At 74.9% G+C, this 22,579-nt stretch carries 10 protein-coding genes; 9 read left to right on the forward strand and 1 reads right to left on the reverse strand.

From position 1 onward, the window contains the following. The 9 genes from H343_RS0107500 to H343_RS0107540 all read left to right on the forward strand — a co-directional run bounded on the left by H343_RS0107500 (position 1) and on the right by H343_RS0107540 (position 21,545). Positions 1-1,254 (forward strand): hydroxymethylglutaryl-CoA synthase, encoded by a 1,254-nt coding sequence (locus tag H343_RS0107500; RefSeq protein WP_028430629.1) that lies wholly within the window; start codon positions 1-3, stop codon positions 1,252-1,254. Further along, positions 1,251-2,024 (forward strand): enoyl-CoA hydratase/isomerase family protein, encoded by a 774-nt coding sequence (locus H343_RS29425; protein WP_051264700.1) that lies wholly within the window; start codon positions 1,251-1,253, stop codon positions 2,022-2,024. The genes H343_RS0107500 and H343_RS29425 overlap by 4 nt, the downstream gene beginning before the upstream one ends. Then, complete coding sequence (locus H343_RS29430) at positions 2,021-2,839, forward strand: polyketide synthase (protein WP_199778893.1); 819 nt, start codon at positions 2,021-2,023, stop codon at positions 2,837-2,839. The genes H343_RS29425 and H343_RS29430 overlap by 4 nt, the downstream gene beginning before the upstream one ends. A 126-nt stretch (positions 2,840-2,965) precedes the next feature. Beyond that, positions 2,966-9,166 carry an SDR family NAD(P)-dependent oxidoreductase gene (locus H343_RS0107515; RefSeq protein WP_028430630.1) on the forward strand — a complete coding sequence of 2,067 codons (6,201 nt, stop codon included), beginning with the start codon at positions 2,966-2,968 and terminating at the stop codon, positions 9,164-9,166. 21 nt (positions 9,167-9,187) lie between these two features. Continuing rightward, a complete protein-coding gene (locus tag H343_RS33515; RefSeq protein ID WP_028430631.1) occupies positions 9,188-17,182 on the forward strand; it encodes a non-ribosomal peptide synthetase in 7,995 nt (2,664 codons plus the stop codon). Beyond that, positions 17,179-18,066 (forward strand): ACP S-malonyltransferase, encoded by an 888-nt coding sequence (gene fabD / locus H343_RS29440; RefSeq protein ID WP_051264702.1) that lies wholly within the window; start codon positions 17,179-17,181, stop codon positions 18,064-18,066. Before H343_RS33515 ends, fabD begins: the two co-directional genes overlap by 4 nt. A 55-nt stretch (positions 18,067-18,121) precedes the next feature. Continuing rightward, on the forward strand, positions 18,122-18,937 hold the full coding sequence (locus tag H343_RS29445; protein WP_078505140.1) for an alpha/beta fold hydrolase: 816 nt from the start codon (positions 18,122-18,124) through the stop codon (positions 18,935-18,937). Beyond that, positions 18,934-19,851, forward strand: coding sequence for a 4'-phosphopantetheinyl transferase superfamily protein (locus H343_RS33520; RefSeq protein WP_078505141.1), 918 nt, complete (start codon positions 18,934-18,936; stop codon positions 19,849-19,851). The genes H343_RS29445 and H343_RS33520 overlap by 4 nt, the downstream gene beginning before the upstream one ends. Beyond that, positions 19,848-21,545: an ABC-F family ATP-binding cassette domain-containing protein gene (locus H343_RS0107540; RefSeq protein WP_051264704.1), complete on the forward strand. Its 1,698-nt coding sequence runs from the start codon at positions 19,848-19,850 to the stop codon at positions 21,543-21,545. The genes H343_RS33520 and H343_RS0107540 overlap by 4 nt, the downstream gene beginning before the upstream one ends. Here H343_RS0107540 and H343_RS29455 read toward each other — a convergent pair. Further along, the gene (locus H343_RS29455) at positions 21,508-22,530 is read right to left on the reverse strand and encodes an AfsR/SARP family transcriptional regulator (protein ID WP_078505143.1); all 1,023 of its coding nucleotides are present in this window, start codon (positions 22,528-22,530) and stop codon (positions 21,508-21,510) included. The genes H343_RS0107540 and H343_RS29455 overlap by 38 nt on opposite strands. Between the last annotated feature and the right edge of the window lie 49 nt (positions 22,531-22,579).

Genomic DNA, 22,579 nt, shown 5'->3' on the forward strand with positions numbered 1-22,579 from the left:
ATGAAGCCCGTCGGCATCGAAGCCCTCAACGTGTACTGCGGCCGCACCTACGTCGACGTCCCCACCCTGTTCGCCGCCCGCGGCCTCGACGACTCCCGCATCGACAACCTGATGATGGTGCGCAAGAGCGTCGCCCTGCACTGCGAGGACGCCGTCTCGTTCGCCGTGAACGCCGCCAAGCCCCTCGTCGACGGGCTCTCCGAGGAGGAGCGTGCGGGCATCGAGCTGCTGATCGTCGGCACCGAGTCCGGCGTCGACTTCGGCAAGTCGCTCGCCACGTACGTGCACGACCACCTCGGACTGCCGCGCTCCTGCCGCCTGTTCGAGGTCAAGCAGGCCTGCTACAGCGGCACCGCGGCCGTCCAGATGGCCGCGTCGGTGGTCGCGGCGAGCCCCTTCGAGGGCGTGAAGGCGCTGGTGATCAGCAGCGACGTCGCCCGGCCCGTGCCGCACACCTACGTCGAGCCCAGCCAGGGCGCCGGTGCCGTGGCGATGCTGATCAGCGACAGCCCGAAGGTGGCCGCCTTCGACCGCGGCGCCAACGGCTTCCACAGCTACGAGGTGATGGACACCTGCCGTCCCGATCCGGAGATCGAGGCCGGGGACGTCGACCTGTCGCTGCTGAGCTACATCGACTGCCTCAAGGGCTCGTTCACCGACTACGCCGCGAAGGTCGAGGGCGCCGACTTCGTGGACAGCTTCGACCTGCTCGCCCTGCACACGCCTTTCCCCGGCATGGTCAAGGGCGCGCACCGTGCCGTGCTGCGCAAGCTGAAGGGCCTCGCGCCGCAGGCGGTCGAGGACGACTTCCGCGCGCGGCTGTCCGACGCGGTCGTCTACCCGCAGCATGTGGGCAACATCTACGCGGGCACCGTCTTCCTGTCGCTGGCCAGCGTCATCGACAACGCGCCCCTCGACGGGGAACGCCGAGTCGGCATCTTCTCCTACGGCTCCGGGTGCAGCTCCGAGTTCTACAGTGCCGTGATCACCCCCGAGTCCCGGCGCACCCTGTCGGCCATGGGCATCCGCGCCGCGCTGGACGCCCGTTACGAACTGAGCGTCCCCGAGTACGACGAGCTGTTGGCCGCCACCGCTGAACTGAAGTTCGGCGTCTCGGACTTCACCATCGACCTCGGCCGGTTCCCCCGCATCAGCAAGCCGCACTTCGAGGACGCCGCACAGCCGCATCTGGTGCTGGAGGCCGTCCGCGGCTACCACCGCGAGTACGTGTGGCTGGGAGGAGACGGCCGATGACCGAGCCGCCCCCCGCGCAGGCTGCGTCCGTCACCCGCGGCCGCGGCCTGCTGCGCGCCGAGCTGAGCCGACCCGAGGCCCGCAACCCCGTCGACGGGCAGCTGCTGACCGCGTTGCACGACGCCCTCGACGCCGCCGAAGCCGACCCGGGCTGCCGGGTGTTCGCGCTGTCCGCGGCCGGCGAGTTCTTCTGCGCGGGCACCGATCTGTCGGACGGGCCACCGGACCCGGACGGCCTCACCGAGGCGCGGCGCGCCGGTGAACTCCCGTACTGGCGCCTGCTGGAGCGCTTGACCCGCACCCCGCTGGTCACCGTCGCCGTGGTGGACGGCCAGGCAGTGGCCGGCGGCGTGGGCCTGGCCGCCGCGTGCGATCTGGTGCTGGCCGGCAGGCGGGCCTCCTTCCGGCTCACCGAGGCGCTCGTGGGGCTGGTCCCGGCGATGGCGCTGCCGTTCGTCGCGCGCCGCACGGGCGAGCAGCGGGCGTTCGCGGCGACGCTGCTCGCCGAGGAGTTCGGGCCCACCGAGGCCGTGGCCGCCGGGCTCGCCGACTTGGCGGGCGAGGACGCTGAGGATCTGCTGCGCAGGGCGCTGGTGTCGCTCTCGCGCACCGACCGCGACACGGCCGGCGTGCTGAAGGACTACCGGGCACGGCTGTTCCCGCGCGACGACGCGCTGGGCGCGGACGCGTCCCGGCTGCTGCTGGACCGGCTCGCGGACCCGGATGTGCGGCGCAGGCTGGGCCGGCTGAGCGAAGCGGGTGCGCCGTGAGCGGGGCGGAGCGGACGCAGGGCGACGTGGTCCGGCTGGAGCGGCGCGGCCCGGTGGCGGTGCTGACCATGGCCGACCCGCAGGGGCGCAACACCTTCTCGCCGGCGCTGTGCCGCGGCCTCGTGGACGCCGTCGAGCGGGCCGCCGCGGACGAGGACACCCGCGCCGTGCTGGTGGCGGGGATGCCGGAACTGTTCTGCGCCGGCGGCTCGCAGGCCGAACTGGAGCGCTTCGCACGCGGCGAGGGCAGCTTCGAGACCGACGACTTCTTCCGGGTGTTCGCCCGCTGCCCGCTGCCCGTCGTCGCCTGCGTCCAGGGCCATGCCATCGGCGGCGGCCTGGTGCTGGCGCTCTACGCCGACCTCGCCGTCTTCAGCGAACGGTCCGTCTACGCCGGCAACTTCATGCGCTACGGCTTCACCCCCGGCATGGGCGCCACCCACCTCTTCCCCGAACGCTTCGGCCGCGAACTGGGCGCCGAGATGCTCTACACGGCACGCAACTTCCGCGGCGCCGAACTGCGCGAGCGCGGCGCGCCCGTACGGGTGCTGCCCCACGAGCGGGTCCCGGACGCCGCGCACGAGGTGAGCCGCGCGCTCGCCGAGGCGCCGCGCACGTCCCTGGAGCTGCTCAAGCGGGAACTGGCGGCGCCGCTGCTCGCCGCGACCGACGCTGCCATAGCCCGCGAGGCGGAGATGCACAAGACGTCGTTCCGGCTGCCGGAGGTGCTGGAGCGGGTCGCCGGCGACTACGGCGCCGCCGGCAGACGCCCGCCCTACCGCGACGGCGCGCCGCGGGCCGGGCCCCCGGTCTGATCCGCTGTCTGATCCGATGCCCGACCCCACCGGCCGCCCCCCGACTCCCCGCCCCAGGCCCGGAGTCCAAGCCCGATCCGAGCCCCGCCAGCCAGAACGACCGCTCAGACGAGGACCGCGAGGACGATGGACGCGAAAGACATCCTGACCCGATTCAAGGACGGGACGCTGGACCGTACGGCCGCGCATGCGCTGCTCGCGGGCCACGCGGCGACGGCGGACGTGGCCCGGACCGGCCCCCAGTCCGAACCCACGGCAGGCCCCGCGACCGAACCCGCGGAGCCCGCCCCGTACCACCCCGCCGTCGGGCCGGTCGCCGTCGTCGGCTACAGCGCCCGCTTCCCCGGAGCGGACGACGCCGACGCCTTCTGGACGCGGCTCCTCGAAGGCGCCGACCTGGTCACCGAGGTGCCGCCGGAGCGCTGGCGGCCGGCGGACCACTACGACCCGGACCCCGAGGCCGAGGGCAAGTCCGTCTCCAAGTGGGGCGCGTTCGTGCAGGGAGCGGACCGCTTCGATGCCGACTTCTTCCGCATGACGCCGCGCGAGGCCGAACTGACCGATCCCCAGGCCCGGTTGTTCCTCCAGGAGTCCTGGCGGGCGCTGGAGCACGCGGGTCTGGGCCCGGACGCCCTCGCCGGAGCGCGCTGCGGCGTGCACGCCGGCGTGATGCTCAACGACTACGGCGACCTGATCGAGCGCGAGGGCGTGCACGCGCGGCTGCCGCAGGTCATGCAGGGCAACTCCAACTCGATGCTGGCCGCCCGCATCGCCTACCACCTCGACTTGAAGGGTCCCGCCCTGACGGTGGACACCGCCTGCTCGTCGTCGCTGACCGCGCTGCACCTGGCCTGCCAGGCGCTGTGGCTCGGCGAGGCCGATGTGATGCTGGCGGGCGGCGTCACGCTCTATCTGACGGAGCTGCCGCACGTCTTCATGAGCCGCGCGGGAATGCTGTCCCCCAACGGGCGCTGCCGCCCCTTCGACGCCGCGGCCGACGGCATCGTCCCCGGTGAGGGCTGCGCCGTCGCCGTACTCAAGCCGCTGTCGCGTGCCCTCGCGGACGGCGACCCGGTGCACGCGGTCATCCGGGCGTCGGGCCTGAACCAGGACGGCCGCACCAACGGGATCACGGCCCCCAGCGCGGCCTCGCAGGCGGAGCTGATCCGGCGGACCCTGGAACGCTCCTCCCTCGACCCGGCCGGCATCGACTACGTCGAGTGCCACGGCACCGGCACGTCGCTCGGCGACCCCATCGAAGTCACCGCGCTGAACCAGGTGTTCGCCCCCGCCGTGCCGGCGGCCGGCAGCGTGCCCATCGGCTCGGTGAAGGGCAACGTCGGGCACACGTCCGCCGCGGCGGGCATGGCCGGGCTGCTGAAGGCCATCGGCGTGGTCCGCACGGGACGCGTACCGCCGTCCCTCCATCTCACGGCGCCCAACCCCGCGATCCCGTTCGCCGAGGGCCCGTTCACCGTCTCCGCCGACGGGTGCGAACTGGCGCCCGCCGGCGGCCGGCCGCGCCGCGCCTCCGTCAGCTCCTTCGGGTTCAGCGGCACCAACGCCTACCTCGTCATCGAGGAGGCGCCCGCGGTGCCGGAGGACGCTCACGGCGACCGGCATCCCGTACTGGTCCCGCTCTCCGGGCGCCGCCCCGGGGCGCCCGCCGCCTACGCCGCCGACCTGGAGCGGTGGCTGCGCGGCCCCGGCGAGGCCGCCTCCGCGGCCGACGTCGCGCACACGCTGGCGTGCGCCCGCGCCCACCATCCGCACCGCGCCGCGCTGCTGGTCACCGGGCGCGACGAACTGCTCGAATCCCTCGGCCTGCTGGCCTCCGGAGCGGCGGACCCGCGTCGCGTGGAGTCGCCGCCGGAGCCGGAGCGGAAGGACCCGACCCTGCGGCGCGCCCAGGCCGAGCTGCTGCCGCGGCTGCTGGCGGGCCTCGGCGAGCGGCCCGAAAGCCAGCCGGACGCGGCCCAGTTGGGCTTCGTCGCGCAGCTGTACGTGCAGGGCGAGACGATCGACTGGCCGGCCGTCAGCAGGCCCGGCCGGCACCGCCGCCTGTCGCTGCCGGGATACTCCTTCGCCGCCGACCGGCACTGGGTGACGGCCGGCCCGCAGGAGCCGGAAAGCACCGCGCCGCCCGCCACCGCCACGGAAGTCACGGAAGCCACGGAAGTCACGGAGAACGAATCAGAGGACCCGGCCGGGGAGCTGCCGTCCCGCGTCGCTCTGTACCAACCGCACTGGGCCGACGCCCCGTTGCCCCCCGCGCCGCAGCCTCCCCGGGAGCCGCTGCTGGTGCACGACTCGACGGGAGAGCTCGCCGCCACGCTGGACGGCTCGGGCGCACGCGTGCACTACGTCGGCACGGCCGCCGACGTCCGGTCGGCCGCCGCCGCGCTGCGGGACTCCGGAGAGGAGCGCATCGGCGTCGTGCTCCGGCTGCCCGGCGCCGACGACGGCCGCACCGCCGACACCGCCGCCGACAACGCCGCCGACACCGCCGCCGGCCTGGCAGCTGATCTCACGGCGTTCGAGGTCATCCGTGCCGCGCTCGGCGTGCTGCGCACCCAGCAGCTGACCGTGCTCGTCCTCACGGAGGACGACGCACGGGGCCGCGCGGCCGGCGCCTTGCTGCAGACGCTCTGTCAGGAGAACCCGCGGCTGTCGGGCCGCGCGGTGCTGGTGCCCGGCGGCGAACCCGGCATCGCGAAGCTGTGGACCGAACTCGCCTGGCCGGGCGCCGAGTCCGGCCATCTGGCAGATCTGCGCGGCGAGCACCGCACCCGGCGGGTCGTGGCGCCGTGCGCGCCGCCGCGGCCCGTCCGCGGAATCCGCGCGGACGGCGTCCACTTGATCACCGGCGGCGCGGGCGGCATCGGCCTGCTGTTGGGCGCCCGGCTGGCGGCACGTCCCGGCTCCCGCGTGGTCCTGTGCGGCCGGCGGGCCTGGGACGCGCTCGATGAGGAGGTGCGCCAGGCCGTCGACGCCGCCGAGGGCATCCGGTACGTGCAGGCCGACATCACCGAGCCCGGCGTCGCGGACCGCCTCGTCCGCGACGTCCTCGACCACGAGGGCGCACTGCACAGCGTCTTCCACCTGGCGGGCGTCATCCGCGACAGCTATCTGATCCGCAAGCAGCCCGGGGACGTACCGGCGGTGCTGACGCCGAAGATCGCCGGGGCGGCGGCCCTCGACGAGTCCACGGCCGGGTTGCACCTTGACGCCTTCGTGCTGTTCTCCTCCGTGGCGGCCGTCACCGGCAACCTCGGACAGTCCGACTACGCGTACGCCAACGGCCTCCTCGACGGCTTCGCGGCGCGGCGGGCCGAGCGCGCCGCACGCGGCGAACGGCACGGCCGGTCCCTGTCGGTGCAGTGGCCGCTGTGGGACGCCCCCGGCATGTCGGTGCCGGAGCCGGTGCGCGAGGTCATCGAGGAGCAGACCGGCATGGTGCCGCTGCCCGCCGAGCCGGGCCTTGAGGTGCTGGAGCGGCTGCTGCGGGCGGACGGGCCCACCGTCGTCTCCGTCTTCCACGGCGACGCCGGCCGGTGGCGCACGCACCTGGGTTCGCTGTATCTGACGGCGGGCCCCGCCGGGGCCACGGGCGCCGCGCCGGCTGCGACCGGCACCGGGACGGCGCTCCCGACTGCCGTTCAGACGGCGGGAGCTGACGTGCGCAGCGGTATCGGCACGGACCGCCGCAGCGAGATGCGCGACCTGGTGTGCCGCACGGTCGCCGACACGCTCGGCCGGCCGCCGGGCGCCATCGGACCCGGCACGTCGCTGGAGTCGCTCGGCCTGGACTCGGTGATGATCCGCACCGTCGCCGCCCGGCTGTCCACGGTGGTGGGCCCGGTGGCGCCGGAGACCCTGTTCGGGCTGCGCGACCTGGACGAGCTCGCGGCGCAGCTCGCCGCCGCCGCGCCGCCGCAGGAGGACCACGCTCCGGCCGCCGCGGTCCCGCCGCCCGCGCCGCTCCCCGCCCCGGCCACGGCCCCGGCGCCGTCCCCGTCCCCGTCCCAACGGACCGTCCACGAGGACCGGTACGCGATCGTCGGGCTCAGCGGCCGGTTCCCCGGTGCGCCCGATCTGGAGACGCTCTGGGCCAACCTGCTCGTCGGCAAGGACTCCGTATCCGAGCTGCCCACCGGCCGCTGGGAGGACGCGGGCGGCGTAGAGGCCAGGGGCCACTTCCTCGACGACGTCGACGCGTTCGACCCGGCGTTCTTCGGGCTCTCCGCACACGAGGGCGCGCTCCTCGACCCGCAGGAGCGGCTGTTCCTCGAATCGGCCTGGCAGGCCATGGAGGACGCCGGCTGCACGGGCTCCCGCCTCGACCGGCTGGTCGGCCCGGACGGGGAGACCCGCAGCCTCGGGGTCTTCGCCGGCATCACATCGAGCGACTACCAGCTGCTGGGCGCCGAGCAATGGACCCGCGGGAACCGGGAGATGCCCTCGGGCCACTACTGGAGCCTGCCGAACCGGCTGTCCTACCTGCTCGATCTGCGCGGGCCGAGCCAGCCCGTCGACACGGCGTGCTCGTCCTCGCTGGTCGCGCTGCATCTGGCGCTGGCGGCCATGCGCAACGGCGAGTGCGCGGCCGCCCTGGTCGGGGCGGTGAACCTCTATCTGCATCCGTCGCGGTTCAGCATGCTGAGCCGCTCCGGCTTCCTCTCGCAGGACGGCCTGTGCCGCAGCTTCGGTGCCGGAGGCACCGGCTTCGGGCCTGGCGAGGGCGTCGGCGCGGTGCTGGTCAAGCCGCTCGCCCGGGCGCTGGCCGACGGGGACACGGTGCACGCCGTGGTGCGCGGCAGCGCCGTCGCGCACGGCGGACGCACCAACGGCTTCACCGCGCCGAGCCCCAAGGCGCAGGCCCGCGTGATCCGTGAGGCGCTGGCCGCGTCCGGCACCGACCCCGCGACGGTCAACGTGATCGAGGCGCACGGCACCGGCACCGAGCTGGGCGACCCGGTGGAGCTGGCCGGGCTGCGGGAGACCTACGGCCGGGGCGCGGCGGCGCAGGTGCCCTGCTCGCTGGGCTCGGTCAAGTCCGTTCTGGGACACGGGGAATCGGCGTCCGGAATGGCGGCCCTGCTGAAGACGGTGCTGCAGCTGCGGCACCGGACGCTGACGCCGACGCTCCACACCGAGCAGGTCAATCCGGCGCTGCGCCTGGAGGAGACCCGCTTCTCCCTCCAGCACATCTCGGGCCCGTGGCTGCCGCTGACCGACGCGCAGGGTGCCGCGCTGCCGCGGCGGGCGGGCATCAGCTCGTTCGGCGCGGGCGGCGTCAACGCCCATGTGATCCTCGAGGAGTTCGCGCCCGAGCAGGACGAGCAGCACGCGCACCTCGGTGCGCGGCGCGGCCCGGCACTGCCGGAACTGGTCGTCCTCTCGGCCCCCACCCCCGAGCATCTGAAAGCGAGCGCCGCCGTGCTCGCGGAGTGGCTGGAGACCGCCGACTCCGCGCGGCTCCCGGATATCGCCGCCGCGCTGCGCGCGGGCAGGGCGGCGATGGACTGCCGGCTGGCGGTGGTGGCCGGCGGCACCGACGAGCTCTCGGCCGCGATCGCGGCGTATGCGAGCGGCTCTCCCGGCGCGCCCGTGCTCACCGGCGACCTGCGCGAAGGACGGGGCGTCCACGGGCAGTTGGGCGAGGTGCCGGAGACGGGTGCCTTCCTGGCCGACCTGTGGCGCAACGGCCGCCTGCACCAGGTGGGCGCGCTGTGGGTGTCGGGCACCGAGGTGGACTGGAGCGCGCTGCCCGGCGGCGCCGCCGAGCGGCTCGTCCCGCTTCCGGGCTCGGCGTTCCTGCGGCGTCCGCTGTGGATACGCGGGACCGCCGCGGCGGCTCAGGACACCGCTGACGTCCGCCCGGAGCCCGCGGCGAGCGAGCAGCAGCACCGGCACGTGGCCGGCGCGCCCCATGAGAACGGTGCCCCGCGCGCGCCCCGTCCCCCGGAACCCGCGGACCGGCGCCCCTCGCCCGAGCCACCGCCGCAGTCGCCCCCAACGTCCCCACTGCCCCGTACCCCCGAGATGGCCGAGCCGAGCCGCGCCGGCGGCCCGCACCCCCCGAACGACTCCCTGACGGACGAACTCGCCGAACTCGTCGGCGACCTCCTGCCTCGCGTGAGCGGTCCGGTGGACCGGGACAGCAGCCTGCTCGCCCTCGGCATCGACTCCCTCAACCTCATGAACCTGCGCTTCGAGCTCAATGAGAGGTACGGCCGGCAGCTGCCCCTGCGGCTGCTGAGCGAGTCGACGCTCACCACGCTCGCCGCCGACCTCTCAGCCGACAACGCCCTCACCCGGGGCTGACCAGGGAACCGGAGCAAAACCATGGCGTACAGCAGCGACGAGCCGGCCGACAGCCGCGGCTCCGCAGGACCCGGCGCGCACGAACCGTCCGGGGAGCAGCGGCCCTTCCCGCTCACCGAGGTCCAGGAGTCGTTCTACGCGGCCCGGACCCTGGGCGGGGGACCGGCTGGGGGCACCCACATCCACCTCGAGTTCGAGACGGAGGGGCTCGACGCGGGCCGGCTCCAGGACGCCTGGAACGATCTGGTGGCCGCCACCGGAATGCTGCGGGCCCGGCTGCTGCCCGACGCGCGCCAGGTGATCGAGGCGCAGGTGCCCGAGTACCGCATCGCCTGGCGGGACCTCAGCCGGGCGGCACCCGGTGAAGTCCGCGCAGGGCTGGCCGACTTGGCCCGCGAGTCGTCGGCGGCGCTCGACCCGCACCGCTGGCCGCTGTTCGACGTGCGGGCCGCCGCGCTGCCCGGCGGGCGTGCCCGCGTGCTGCTCACCGTCGACGAGCTGATCGCCGACGGCCCGAGCGTGTCCCTGCTGCTGCAGCAGTGGTACGCGCGCTACCGCTTCGGCGAGGAGCCGCCGCGGCTCGGGTTCTCCTTCCGCGACTACGTCGCCGCCGCCGGCGCCGCCACGGCCCCCGGCGCCTCGCTCGACTACTGGCGCGCGAAGCTCGTGGACGTCGACTTCGAGCGGCCGCTGCCGGTCGCCCGCGCCGGCGCACCCGCGGAGCCCACCGCCGACGAACTGCGGCACAGGCGCCTGGCGTTCGAGCTCGACGGCGACCGGTGGCGTGCCGTCAAGCACGCCGCCGTGCAGGCGGGAGCCACCCCGTCGGCGCTGCTGCTCACGCTGTGCGCGTCCGCCGTGCAGGCCGAAGAGCCGGCTCCCGGGCCGCTGCCGGTGGTGCTCACCACCTACAACCGCCGTCCCGTGCATCCCGACGTCGCGCGTCTGGTCGGCCCCTGCCTGTCCACCTCGGTCTTCGTCGCGCACGAACCCGCCGGCACGCTGGGGGAGTCGCTCGCCCGCACCGGCGCGCAGCTCTGGGACGACCTGGAGCACTCGGAGGTCAGCGGCGTACGGGCGCTCCGCGAGCACGCGCGGAACACGCCGGGACGCCGCGCCGTGCAGATACCCCTCGTCTTCACCAGCCTGCTTGGCAGCATCGCCGACCAGCGGTCCGACGACCCGGACAACTGGGCGGCCCTCGTGGACGTCGGCGCGTCCGCCACCCGCACCGGAGGCGTGCAGCTGGAGATCTGCGCCCAGGAGCGCGGCGAGACCCTGCTGGTCTCCTGGGACTGGCTGCCCGCCGCCCTCGACGCGGTCCGCGTCCGCTCCGCCTTCGGCACGCTGGAGACCGCCCTGCACCGGATCGCCGACGGCGGCGCGGCCGCATGGGCCCAGCCCCTGCGGCAGGGCGCGCAGTCCGCGCAGCCCGGCGGGTCCGTTCCGTCCGCCCGGCCGGTGCGGCTGCCCGTCACGCAGGTGCAGTCGGCCTATCTGGTCGGGCGGCTCGGCGGTCTGGACGGCGCCGCCGAGACCAGGGTCTACCAGGAGTTCCTGCTGGAGCACCACGACGTGGAGGTGCTGGAGAAGGCGTGGAACCGGCTCGTCACGCACCATCCCGCGCTGCGCGGCACGGTCCACGAGGACGGCACCCTGGAGATCGCGGACAGCGTCCCGTACCAGCGAATCGACTGCCACGACCTGACGGCGCTGCGGGAGCCGGCGGACGTGGACCGGGCGCTCGCAGCGACCGCCGCCCGCCTGCGTGAGCGCAGGTTCCCGCTGGGCAGCCGCCCCATGTACGCGCTGGAGGCCAGCCGGCTGTCCGACGGCCGCACGGTGCTGCACGTCGCCCTCGACGCGCTGCTCGCCGACGCCCGCAGCTACGCCGTCCTTTTCGGCCAGCTCTTCGCCCTGCACGACGGCGACGAGTCGGTGCTGGAGACCGGGCCCGGCGCCGGACCCGACGCCGACCCGGGCCCGTACCTGCGCGGCCTCGCCGAACGTGCCCGCGGCGAGCAGGCCGGGCAGGCCCGCGCGGCCTGGCGCCGGAAGTTCGCCGAGCTGCCGTCCGGGCCGCCGCTGGCCGACCCCGCACCGGACGCGCCGCGGGTGCACCGCAGGGCCGCTCTCGGTTCGTGGCGGGCGCTGTCGGAGCGGGCCGCGCAGATCGGCGTCCCGGCGGACATGGTGCTGTTCACCGCGTACGTCGACGAGTTGCGCCGCGAGTACGGGGACGAACCGTTCACGCTGACCGTCGTCTCGTGGGAGAGACCGGACTGGCTGCCCGGTGCGGAGAGCATGGTCGCCGACTTCACGCAGATCGCCTGGGTCGTCGTGGACGGCACGCTGCCCGGCGGCTTCGCCGAGCGTGCACGCGAACTGTGGGCGAGGACCCGTGCCGATCTGGCGCGCGGCGAACAGGCGCCCGGACTGGGGGAGTTGCGCAGCAGGGTGTTCCGTTCCGGCGGCGTGCTGCGGCTGCCGGCGGTCTTCACACGCGTGCCGGTGGTCGATCCCGCGCTGCGGCCGGCCGGCGTCGGCCTGCGCACCAGCCAGTCGCAGACCGCCCAAGTCGCCCTGGACCATGTGCCGCTGCTCGTCGGCGACGAGCTCGTGGGTCAGTGGGACACGGCGGAGGGCTGTGTTCCCGCAGCCCAACTGGACGCCATGTTCGAGCGGTACGCGGACCGGGTCCGCGACGTTGTCTCGGGCGGCGGGCACGCCGAAGTCACCGAAATCACCGAAGGCGGCCAGGACCGTGAAGCCGGCGAACTCAGCGAACTGCCCACTCTCACGGGGCTGTTGAGCGGCAGCCTCCGCCGGCACGCGGACCGCACCGCCGTCCGCTGGGACGGCCGCACGGTGAGCTACGCCGAACTCGACCGCCGCACCGCCCGGATCGCTCACCAGCTCATCGCGAGCGGCGTGCGGCACGGCGACCACGTCGCGGTGCACATGGACCGCTCCGACCAACTGGTGGCGGCACTCGTCGGCGTCGTACGGGCCGGCGGCGTCTACGTGCCCGTGGACCCGGCCAACCCGCCGGAGCGGGTGACCTATCTGCTCCAGGACAGCGGGGCACGCGTGGTCCTCGCCGACGCGGCGCTCGCCGGTGCCGCCGCCGGCACCGGCGCCACCGTGCTCTGCCCGGACCGCCCCGAGGACGCCGCCCTGCTCGCGGCACGTCCCGCGACCGCGCCGTCCGTCTCCGTGGCGCCCGGCGACCCCGTCTACACCATCTACACCTCTGGCACGACCGGAAAGCCCAAGGGCTGCCGCAACTCCCACGCCGGCGTGGCCAACCGCCTGCTGTGGATGCAGGAGCGCTTCCCGCTCACGGCGGAGGACCGGGTGGCGCAGAAGACGCCGTACGGCTTCGACGTCTCGGCGTGGGAGTTCTTCTGGCCGCTGCTCACCGGGGCGTCCATCGTCGTGGCACGGCCCGGCGGTCACGGCGACGCCCGCTACCTGGCGCGGCTGTTCCGCGAGGAGCAGGTGACGGTCACCCACTTCGTGCCGTCCGTGCTGGGGCTGTTCCTGCGCGACCCGGAGACCGCGGGCCCGACGGCTCTGCGGTACGTCTTCGCCAGCGGCGAGGCCCTGCCGGTCGCCACCATGCGCGAGTTCTACGAGGTGTGGCCCGAAGGGCCCGAACTGCACAACCTCTACGGGCCGACCGAGGCCGCCATCGACGTCACCCACTGGGCCTGCCGCCCCGGCTGGGACGAGCCCACCGTGCCCATCGGACGGCCCATCGCGCACACCCGCATCCACCTGGTGGACGAGCACATGCGGCGGGTCCCGGACGGCACCCCCGGCGAGATCGTGATAGGCGGCCGCGGCGTGGCGCTCGGCTACCACGAGCGGCCGGAGCTGACGGCCGAACGGTTCGTGGAGTCGCCCTTCGCCGACGACCCGTCGCCGCGGCTGTACCGCACCGGCGACCTGGCGCGGCTCGGCCCCGACGGTGAGCTGCGCTATCTCGGGCGCATGGACGGGCAGTTCAAGCTGCGCGGGCTGCGCGTGGAGCCGGAGGAGGTGGAGGCAGCTCTCACCGGCGTCCCCGGCATCGCCGAGGCCCGCGTGCTGCCGCTGGCCGACCCGGCGCGGCAGGAGCAGGTGCTGGCCGCGGTGTGCGTCGCGGCACCGGGACGGGAGGCGCCGTCCGTGCGCGAGGTGCGCGGCGCGCTGGGGCGCACCCTTCCGCCGTATCTGGTGCCCAGCGGCTTCCGGTTCGTCGAACGGCTGCCGCTGACGGCCAACGGGAAGCTCGACCGCGGTGCCGCCGCCGCGCTCTTCGGCGTGCCGGAGGAGCCGGCGGAGCGGCAGCAGCCGCAGACACATGAGCCAGGGGCTCCGGAGGAGCCGGCCGCCGGCGATGCGGCGGCCGCGCCGCGCCGGGCGGACCTGGCGGCACAACTCAGATCCGTCGTCACCGACTGCCTGGGCGCCGCCCAACTCCCCGATGCCGACGGCCCGTTGGAGACCGGCGAGCTGGACGGCACCGACCTCTTCGAGCTGGGCGCGACCTCGTTCACCATGGTGCGGCTCGCCCAGGAGATCGAACGTCTCACCGGTGTGGCCCTCCCCGTGGACGTGCTGATCAACACCCCCACGGTGAACGGCCTGCTGGCGGCGGTCGCCGACGGGCAGTCCGTCCCGGAGGCGCCCGCCGGACCGCAGGACGCACCGCCCGCCGACGCCCCGACTGCCCGCGCGCTCACCGCCGAAGCCGTCGCCGGGGTCGCGGCCGAACTGCTCGGGCTGCCGGAAGCGGACGTCGACGCGGACCTGTTCGAGCTGGGCGCGACCTCGTTCACCATGGTCCGCCTCGCGCAGATCCTCCTGGAGCGGTACGGCGCCGAGGTCACCGTCGACGCGCTGATCCAGGACCCGACGCCGCGCGGCATCTTCGCGAGCGGCACGTCGGCTCCGGCCGCGCCCGCCCCGCCGGACACCGCGCGGCAGCCGTCCGCGGCCCGCGCCGACGTGCGGATCGCGTTCGACCCGGAGGCCAAGGCGGCGTTCAAGGCGCAGCGCGTCGCCGAGCGCGTGCTGCCGGAGACGCTGCCCCGGGTGCCGGTGCCCGCCGGCGGAGCCGAGCACCGCGTGGCCATGTACGACGCGTCGTCCTTCCGGGAGTTCGCCGACGGACCCATGCCCGCGGACGGGCTGCTGGAGCTGCTGGCCACGGCGACCAGGGGCGAGCTCGACGGCCGCAGCAAGCACCGCTACCCCTCGGCCGGCGGCTTCTACCCGGTGCAGGTGTACCTGTACGTCAAGCCGCAGGCCGTGACCGGTCTCCAGGGCGGCCTCTACTACCTGCACCCGGGCGAGCGGTCGCTGGTGGCGCTCGACCCCGCGGCACGGTTCGGCACCGACCTGCACGTCTTCCACAACCGGGAGCTGGCCGGCAGCGCGTCCTTCGCCGTCTTCCTGGTCTCCACGCCGGCCGCGATAGCGCCCGCGTACGGCGAACGCAACGCGGAACGGTTCTCCACCATCGAGACCGGGCACCTCGCGCAGTTGCTCGCCACGCAGGCGCCGCGCCGCGGGCTGGGGCTGTGCGCCGTCGGCGAGATGGACTTCGACGCCGTGCGCGGCCACTTCGGCCTGGCCGACGGCCAGCGGCTGTTGCTCTCGCTGTGGGGCGGCGCGCTCCCGCCCGAAGCGGTGCGCCGTCGCGAGGAGTTGGGCAGAGCCGACACGGTCCCTGGCGAGAGAGCGGACTCCGCCGCCCCGGTCGACAAGGCGGACTCCGCCGCCGAAACGGCCGCCGGAGACGGCTCCGGCGGCCGCGAAACCGCGCCGCCCCCGCACACCGAGCAGCAGCCCCAGCCCGACACGGAGTCGCAGATGAACCCCACCGCGGAGCCGCACGCCCAGCCCTCCACGCGGCCGGCGGACCGAGCCGCGGTCGCGGTCATCGGGTTCGCGGCCAAGCTGCCCGGCGCGGACACGCTCCGCGAGTTCGACGTGCTGCTCGCCGAGGAGGGCGTCGCCAACGGCCCTGTGCCCGAGGACCGTTGGGCGCCGCTGCGCACCCGCACGAAGCGCGCGGGCGCCAAGGTCGGCGGCTATCTGCACGACGTGACCGCGGTGGAGGCGGAGGAGTTCGGCCTCGCCGACGCCGAAGCGGCGTCCGTCGACCCGCAGGAGCGGCTGCTGCTGTCCACCGTCCGGCGCTGCTTCGAGGACGCGGCCGTCCTCCCGGAGAAGCTGTCGGCCGAAGGGCCGGTCGGCGTGTTCGTCGGCTCCATGTGGCACGACCACGCGCACTACGGCGTGACGGCACGAGCGGGCGGCGCGCCCGGAACGTACGCCACCAGGGCCGGGCTCGCCCACCGCACCTCGCACGCCTTCGACCTGACGGGCCCGAGCCTGCTGCTGGACAGCGGCTGCGTGTCGGGCCTGGCCGCCGTGCAGGCGGCCTGCCAGGCCGTGACGGACGGTCGATGCCAGGCGGCGGTCGCCGCCGGCGCCAACCTGGTGCTGCACCCCGACCACCTCGACGTGCTCGCCGAGTTGGGCCTCATCGCCGAGCGGCCCGAATCCTGCGCGTTCACCGACCGAGCCAGCGGCTGGATCGTCGGCGAGGGCGTCGGCGCCGTCCTGCTGAAGCCTCTGGAGCGGGCGCTGGCCGACGGCGACCCGGTGCACGCCGTGCTGCGCGGCGGCGCGCTCCGGCACTCCGGCACCACGCGGCAGTTCGGGGTGCCCGACCCGGTGCGCTTCGAGCAGACGATGCGGGACGCGCTGCGGGACGCGGACGTCGGGCCCGCCGACATCGGCTACGTGGAGGCGGCGGCGGCCGGCGCGGCCCTCGCGGACGCGCTGGAGTTCTCCGCCGTCGGCAGGCTGTTCGCCGAGTCCGGGACGGCCGCGATACCGGTCGGCTCCGTCAAGCCGAACACCGGCCATCTGGAGGCGGCGTCGATATTCGCCCAACTCGGCAAGGTCATCGAGCAGTTCCGCAGGAAGGAGCTCTACCCCACGCGGATGACGTCGGCCCCCAACCCGGCGCTGGCGCCCGGCACCGGCGTCGCCGTGCTCGCGGGCCCGGGCGCCGGGCCCAGGGCCGTGCGCTGGCGCGACACCCCGGGGCAGCCGCGCCGCGTGCTGGTCAACGGCTTCGCCGGCGGCGGCTGTTACGGCAGCCTCGTCGTCGAGGAACCGCCCGCGGCGGCAGCCGCGCGGGATGCGGACGAGGGCGTGGCGGGGCTGCCGCTGTCCGCCGACACCCCCGAGAACCTGGCCGGTTGGGCGTCCGCGCTGGCCGACACCCTGGAGTCCGGGCCCGGCGAGCGCCTGGGACTGGACGCCGTGGCGCGCAGCCTGCGCGAGGGCCGCCGGACCCGCCCCGTCCGCGGCGCAGTCGTCGCCGACCGCGAGCGCGCGCCCGCCGCGCTGCGCGCCCTCGCCCGCCGGGTGCGCACGGACGGCTCGGGCGCCAGCGAGGAGCCGTGCGAGGTCCCCGAACGGGAGCGTGCGGCGCTGCGCGCGTGGCTGGCGGGCGGCGAGCCGGAGTGGCCGCTGCCGCGCCCGGGCACGAGGCGGGCCGCGCTGCCCGCCGTGCCACTGGCCGTCCGCGACATCCCCGTCACGGGCGCCCCCGTGCAGACCGGCAGCCGCAACGGCGGCGTGCCCGTCGCCGGGGCCGCGTCCCTCGTGGCGGTCGGCGCGGCCGACGAGCTCCAGCCACCGCCGGAGACCGGGGGCACGCCGTTCGCGCAGCTCGCCCGGATCGTCGCCGAGGAGGGCGGCCTCGACGCCGCCTCGCTCTCTCCCGGCGACGACCTGTTCGCGCTGGGCATGACCAGCAGGCAGCTGCTGCGCATCGCGGCCCGCATCACCGCGGACGGCGGACGCGAACTCCCGCTGGAGACCCTCTTCACCGTGCCGGACCTGGAATCGCTCGCGGCCGTCGCCTACCCGGACGGAACGGCAGCGGCCCGGTCCCCGCTCCGGAACGGAACGTCCCATTCACCGAAGGCAGTTGACGAGAGATGACCCAGATCTTCATGTTCCCCGGCCAGGGGACGCAGCGCGTCGGCATGGGCCGCGAACTCTTCGGCCGCTTCCCCGCCCTGGAGGAGGAGGCGAGCGACATACTCGGGTACGGGGTGCGCGAGCTGTGCCTGGATGACCCGCAGGACCGGCTCGGCAACACCCGCTACACGCAGCCCGCCACGTACGTGGTCAACGCGCTCGCCCTGCGTGCCGCGCTGGAGGAGGGCGGGACGCCCGACGTGGCCGTGGGGCACAGCCTCGGCGAGTACAACGCCCTTGAGGCGGCGGGGGTGTTCGGCTTCGCCGACGGGCTGCGCCTGGTGGCCGCCCGCGCTGCGGCCATGGCCGAGGTGACGGGGGGAGGCATGAGCGCCGTGATCGGGCTGTCCGAGACGATGCTGCGCTTCCTGCTGCTGCGCGCCGGATTCCGCGGCCTGGACCTGGCGAACCTCAACACCGCCGCGCAGACGGTCCTCGCCGGGCCCGTCGAGGACCTGGAGGAGGTGGGCCAGATCCTGGAGGACGCGGGAGCGCACAAGGTGGCGCGGCTGCCCGTCAGCGGACCGTTCCACTCGCGCTACATGGCGCCCGCCGTCGAGGCGTTCGCGCCGGTCGTGCGCGCCCTGGAGCTGCGCGAGCCCGCGTTCCGGGTGCTCGCCAACCGCACGGCGCAGCCGTACGCGCGCGAGAGAGCGGCCGAGCTGCTGCTGGAGCAGATCGACCACCCGGTGCGGTGGCGGGAGTGCGTCGAAGCGCTGCTGGACGAGCCCGACCCGCGCTTCCAGGAGATCGGCGACAGCACCGTGCTCACGAGCATGCTGCGCCAGATCCGGCGGGAGCACGCACGCCGTGCGGCAGACTCCGAACCGCAGTACGCGGCCTGAGCCCGCACCGCACCGCCGCACCACGATTCGCAACGTCACAACGGGAAGAGACGTGATGATCAACGACCAGGGGTTCCGCCCGGCCCGCCGCGCGGGGCACTGCCCGAAACCCGTGCCGGGGGCGGCACTTCGCGTGTTCGTGTTCCACCACGCGGGCGGATCCCACCTGCCCTACCGGGAGTGGCCCGCGCACTTCCCGCCGGACTGGGAGGTGCACCTGCTGGACGCGCCCGGCCGGGGACGCCTGTCCGACATGCCGGTGTGCCGCAGCATCGAGGAGCTGGTGCGGTTCTTCAAGGACGAGATCGTGCTCGCCATGGACGGCCGCCCGTTCGCCTTCTTCGGGCACAGCATGGGCGGGCTCGCGGCGTACGAGCTGACCAACGTCCTGGCGGCCGAGGGGCTTCCGCTGCCCGTGTGGCTGGGGCTCTCGGCCAGGGGCGCCCCGCGCGCCGGCGGCGAGGAGGTGCAGCGCCACGCCCTGCCGGACGACGAACTGCGCCGCCACCTGGTCGCGATGGGCGGCACGCCGGTCGAGGTGATCGAGGACGAGGAGCTGTGGCAGACGTTCTCCGGGGTCATCCGCGGCGATCTGCGGCTCGTGGAGACCTGGCAGCCGCGTCCGGGCACCGGCCGGCTCCAGGTGCCGCTGTCCGTGTTCGGCGGCACCCGGGACGTCGTCGTACCGCCCGAACGGCTCGGCGCCTGGGCCGAGTTCGCGGACGCGCTCAGCGGACCGCACCTGTTCGACGGCGGCCACTTCTACTTCCAGGGCCGCGTGGCGGCCGTCGCCGACCGCATGACGAGGGACATACGGGAGGCCCTGCGCGCCGCCCGCACGGAACGGGACGCGGAGACGACGCGCCGATGAACCACCCGGCGGACGGGCTGATCGACGTCTGGCTGTGCCGCAACGACCACCTGGAACCCGCCCTCGCCGAACGGCTGGCGGCCGAGTGGCTGGACGGGGACGAACGGGCCACGGCCGAACGCTTCGTGTTCGCCCGCGACCGCAGGCAGCACCTGGTTGCCCACGTCCTGCTGCGCCGGCTGCTCGCGCTGGAGACGGGCGTGCCCGAGGCGGACGTGGTCTTCCGGCGGTCGCCTCGCGGCCGCCCGTACCTGCACAGCGAGGAGCGCGCCCGGAAGTCGCTCGCCGCTGCGGGCCCGCTGGACTTCAACCTGTCCCACGCGGACGGCTGCAACGCGGTGGCCCTCGCCCGCGGCTGCCGCCTGGGCGTCGACGTCGAACACCTGGAGCGGGCCGGCGGACGCGGACTCGCGGGCATCCCCGAGACCTTCTCGCCGGGCGAGCGGCGGTGGCTGCACGGGCTGGCACCCGGCGCGGAACGCGACCGCGGCACGCTGCGCCTGTGGACCCTCAAGGAGTCCTACTCCAAGGCGCGCGGGCTCGGACTCGCCCTGCCCCTCGACTCGTTCGGCTTCGTGCCGGCCGAGGAGAGCGGCGTGCTGGCCTTCCAGCCGCCCGACGACGACCCGTCACCCCGGTGGTGGTTCACTGAACTGGAGCCGGAGCCGGGGGTGTTGCTCGCGCTGGCGGTGAGCACGGCCGGTGCCCCGCCGTCCGGCGTGCGGCTGCACCACGGCTTCCCCTGGCGCCCGTCGGGCCCGGTACAGCGCCTGCCGCTCGGGCCGCCCACGCCGCTGCTGCCCGCGGGCCTGGAAATCGCAGCCGCACAGCGTCCCGGCACGCCCGTACAGGCCGCGACCGGCCCGGGACCGAGTAGAGGACGACAGGCCCGAAGGGCCCAGGAGCAGACATGACAGGCAACGAACGGCCGCAGGCCACCGCCCACTTGGCCGCCGAGGCCGTGGTCAAGGCGCGCGGCGACCGCACCGTGCTGAACGGCGTGTCGCTGACCGTAGCCGCGGGCGAGCGCCTCGGCCTGATCGGCGAGAACGGCGTCGGCAAGTCGACGCTGCTGAGCGTGCTCGCCCGTGCCGAACCCCCGGACGCCGGATCGGTGCGCCACGCCGTGCACGGCAGCCCCGGGCACCTGCCGCAGGAGCTGGCGTTCCCGGCCGGCTGGGACATCGAACGGTGCGTGCGCCGCGCCCGCAGCGAACTCGACGCGATCGCGGGGCGGATGCGGCGGCTGGAGGAGGTGATGGGCCTCGCCGAGGAGTCCGAGCTCGCCGCCGTCAACGACGAATACGGTCGCCTCCAGGAGGAGTTCACGCACCGCGACGGATGGCGCTTCGACGCGCACGTCGCCGAGGTCTTCCGTGTCCTGGGCCTGCACAGGCTGCCCCGCGACCGCCCCACGGCGCGGCTGTCCGGCGGCGAGCGTGCCCGGCTCGGTCTCGCCCTACTGGTGCTGGAGAGCCCGCCCGCGCTGCTCCTCGACGAGCCGACCAACCACCTCGACGACGAGGCCGCCGGCTGGCTCACCGATTGGCTGCGCGCCTACCGCGGCCCCTGCCTGATCGCCACGCACGACCGCGACCTGCTGGACGCCGCCGTCACCGGAGTGCTGGACCTGGACGGGCCGCGCGGCGCCCTGGTGCGCTACGGCGGCACGTACCGCCACTACGCCGCCGAACAGACCGCCGCCCGCCGCCGCTGGGAGGCCGAATACCGGGAGTGGACGGAGGCGATGGCCGCGGCGCGGCAGCGGCTGTCCCGGTCCGACCGGGCCGCCGGGCACTACCGGCCGCCGAGCGACAACGCCAAGATGGCCTACGACCTGCGCGGCGCGGGCGCCCAGGCGGCCGTGGCGCGGCACGCGCGCTCGGCCAAGGAGGAGATCAGACGGCTGCGGGAGCGTGAGGTCCCCAGGCCCCCGGCTCCGCTGCGGTTCACCGCCCACGCCCTCGCCCGGCAGGGTCCATCGCCGTCGGAAGGCGCCGCGCCCGCCCCCGCCCCCGAAGACGACCGACTGACCGTCGCCGAGGGCTCGGTGACCGCGACCGGCATCGCACTGCCCGGCCTCTCCCTGCGCGACGGCGACCGCGTCGTGGTCGAGGGCCCGAACGGAGCGGGCAAGTCCACGCTGCTGCGCGCGCTGGCGGGCGAGCTGGAGCTGGCGTCCGGCGAGGTGGTGAGCCGGCCCGGGCTGAGGGTCGGCCACCTCCCGCAGGAGAGCGTCTTCCCGCACGAGGGCGCCGCGCTGGTGCGGGCGCACGCCGAGGCGACCGCGACGGCCGAGGACGAGGCGGCCGAACACCTCCTGGAACTGGGCCTGTTCCGGCGGGACGACCTGCGCGTCCCGGTCGGCGTGCTGAGCGTCGGCCAGCGCCGCAGGCTGGACCTGGCGCGCCTGGTGGCCATGCGTCCGCACGTGCTGCTGCTGGACGAGCCGACCAACCATCTGAGCCTGTCCCTGATCGAGGGGTTGGAGGCGGCTTTGGAGGACTTCCCCGGACCGCTCGTCACTGTCACGCACGACAGGCGGCTGCGCCGGTCCGCGGGACGTCTGGTCAGCCTGGAACCGGCGCGTACGGGGAAGCCGGGCTGACTCGCACCGGCGTGCGCTGCGCGCAGTCGGGCAGGTCGGCCGCGGGCGCCGGCTTCTGCGCCACCGTGAGCGCGGCCAGCTGATCGAACCGGCGGGTGAGCACCTGCTGTTCGCGGGTCAGGCTCTCCAGCCTGCTGCGCAGCTTCGCGAGTTCGTCCCCGAGGTCGTGCACGGCCGGCGGCTCGTGCGGCTCGTGCTCGGGAGCCCCGCTGGACGCACCGGGCGTAGACAGTTCGGGCGCGTGGTTGAGCACCGCCTGGACGCGTGAGCGCAGCGCCGGCCCCGGTTCGACGCCCAATTCGTGTGCGAGACGGGTGCGTGCGCGCTCGTACACGCTCAGCGCCTCGGCCTGCCGTCCGCACCGGTACAGGGCCACCATCAGCAGGTCGTAGAAGCGTTCCCGTACGGGGTGTTCGGCGGTGAGCTCCTCCAGCTCGCCCGTGATCTCGCCGTGCAGTCCCGCGCGCAGCCCCGCGGCGTAGAACGTCTCCAGCGTGACCAGCCGGCTCTCCTCCAGCTGGGCCGCCTCGGACAGGCACGTCTCGCCGTCGGCGCAGCCCTCCAGCGCCGGGCCGCGCCACAGGGCGAGCGCGCGGCGCAGCACCTCGACGGCGCGTTCCGGGTCGGTGCCCACCAGCGCGCGGCCGGTGGCGGACAGTCGGTGGAAGTACGCGGCGTCCGTCGCGTCCCGGCCGGCCTGCAGCACATAACCCAGCGAATGGGTCACGATCTGCGGGGAGTTGCTGCCGGCCGAGCTCTCCAGCAGCCGGCGCAGCCGGGCGACGTGCGCCTGCAGGGCGTTCGCCGCGTTGGCCGGCGGGTTCTCGCCCCACAGCTCGTCGATCAGCCGGTGCGAGGTCATCACCTGCCCCGCCTTCACCACCAGGGCGCCGAGGAGCGACCGCTGCTTGGAGCCCGTCGGCGCGGTGGCGCCACCGCTGGTCTCGTCGTGGATCTCTATCGGGCCCAGAATGCGAAAGTGCATGTCTTCCTCACAGCGCGGGGGCCGGGGGTCGGGACGGCGGATCGGGTCA

Source organism: Streptomyces sp. TAA204, from assembly GCF_000424965.1.

Bases quoted from the DNA above. Each gene is read 5' to 3' on its own strand.
- H343_RS0107500 (WP_028430629.1), top strand. From the start codon at position 1: ATGAAGCCCGTCGGCATCGAAGCCCTCAACGTGTACTGCGGCCGCACC.
- H343_RS29425 (WP_051264700.1), top strand. From the start codon at position 1,251: ATGACCGAGCCGCCCCCCGCGCAGGCTGCGTCCGTCACCCGCGGCCGC.
- H343_RS0107515 (WP_028430630.1), top strand. From the start codon at position 2,966: ATGGACGCGAAAGACATCCTGACCCGATTCAAGGACGGGACGCTGGAC.
- H343_RS33515 (WP_028430631.1), top strand. From the start codon at position 9,188: ATGGCGTACAGCAGCGACGAGCCGGCCGACAGCCGCGGCTCCGCAGGA.
- fabD (WP_051264702.1), top strand. From the start codon at position 17,179: ATGACCCAGATCTTCATGTTCCCCGGCCAGGGGACGCAGCGCGTCGGC.
- H343_RS29445 (WP_078505140.1), top strand. From the start codon at position 18,122: ATGATCAACGACCAGGGGTTCCGCCCGGCCCGCCGCGCGGGGCACTGC.
- H343_RS33520 (WP_078505141.1), top strand. From the start codon at position 18,934: ATGAACCACCCGGCGGACGGGCTGATCGACGTCTGGCTGTGCCGCAAC.
- H343_RS0107540 (WP_051264704.1), top strand. From the start codon at position 19,848: ATGACAGGCAACGAACGGCCGCAGGCCACCGCCCACTTGGCCGCCGAG.
- H343_RS29455 (WP_078505143.1), bottom strand. From the start codon at position 22,530: ATGCACTTTCGCATTCTGGGCCCGATAGAGATCCACGACGAGACCAGC.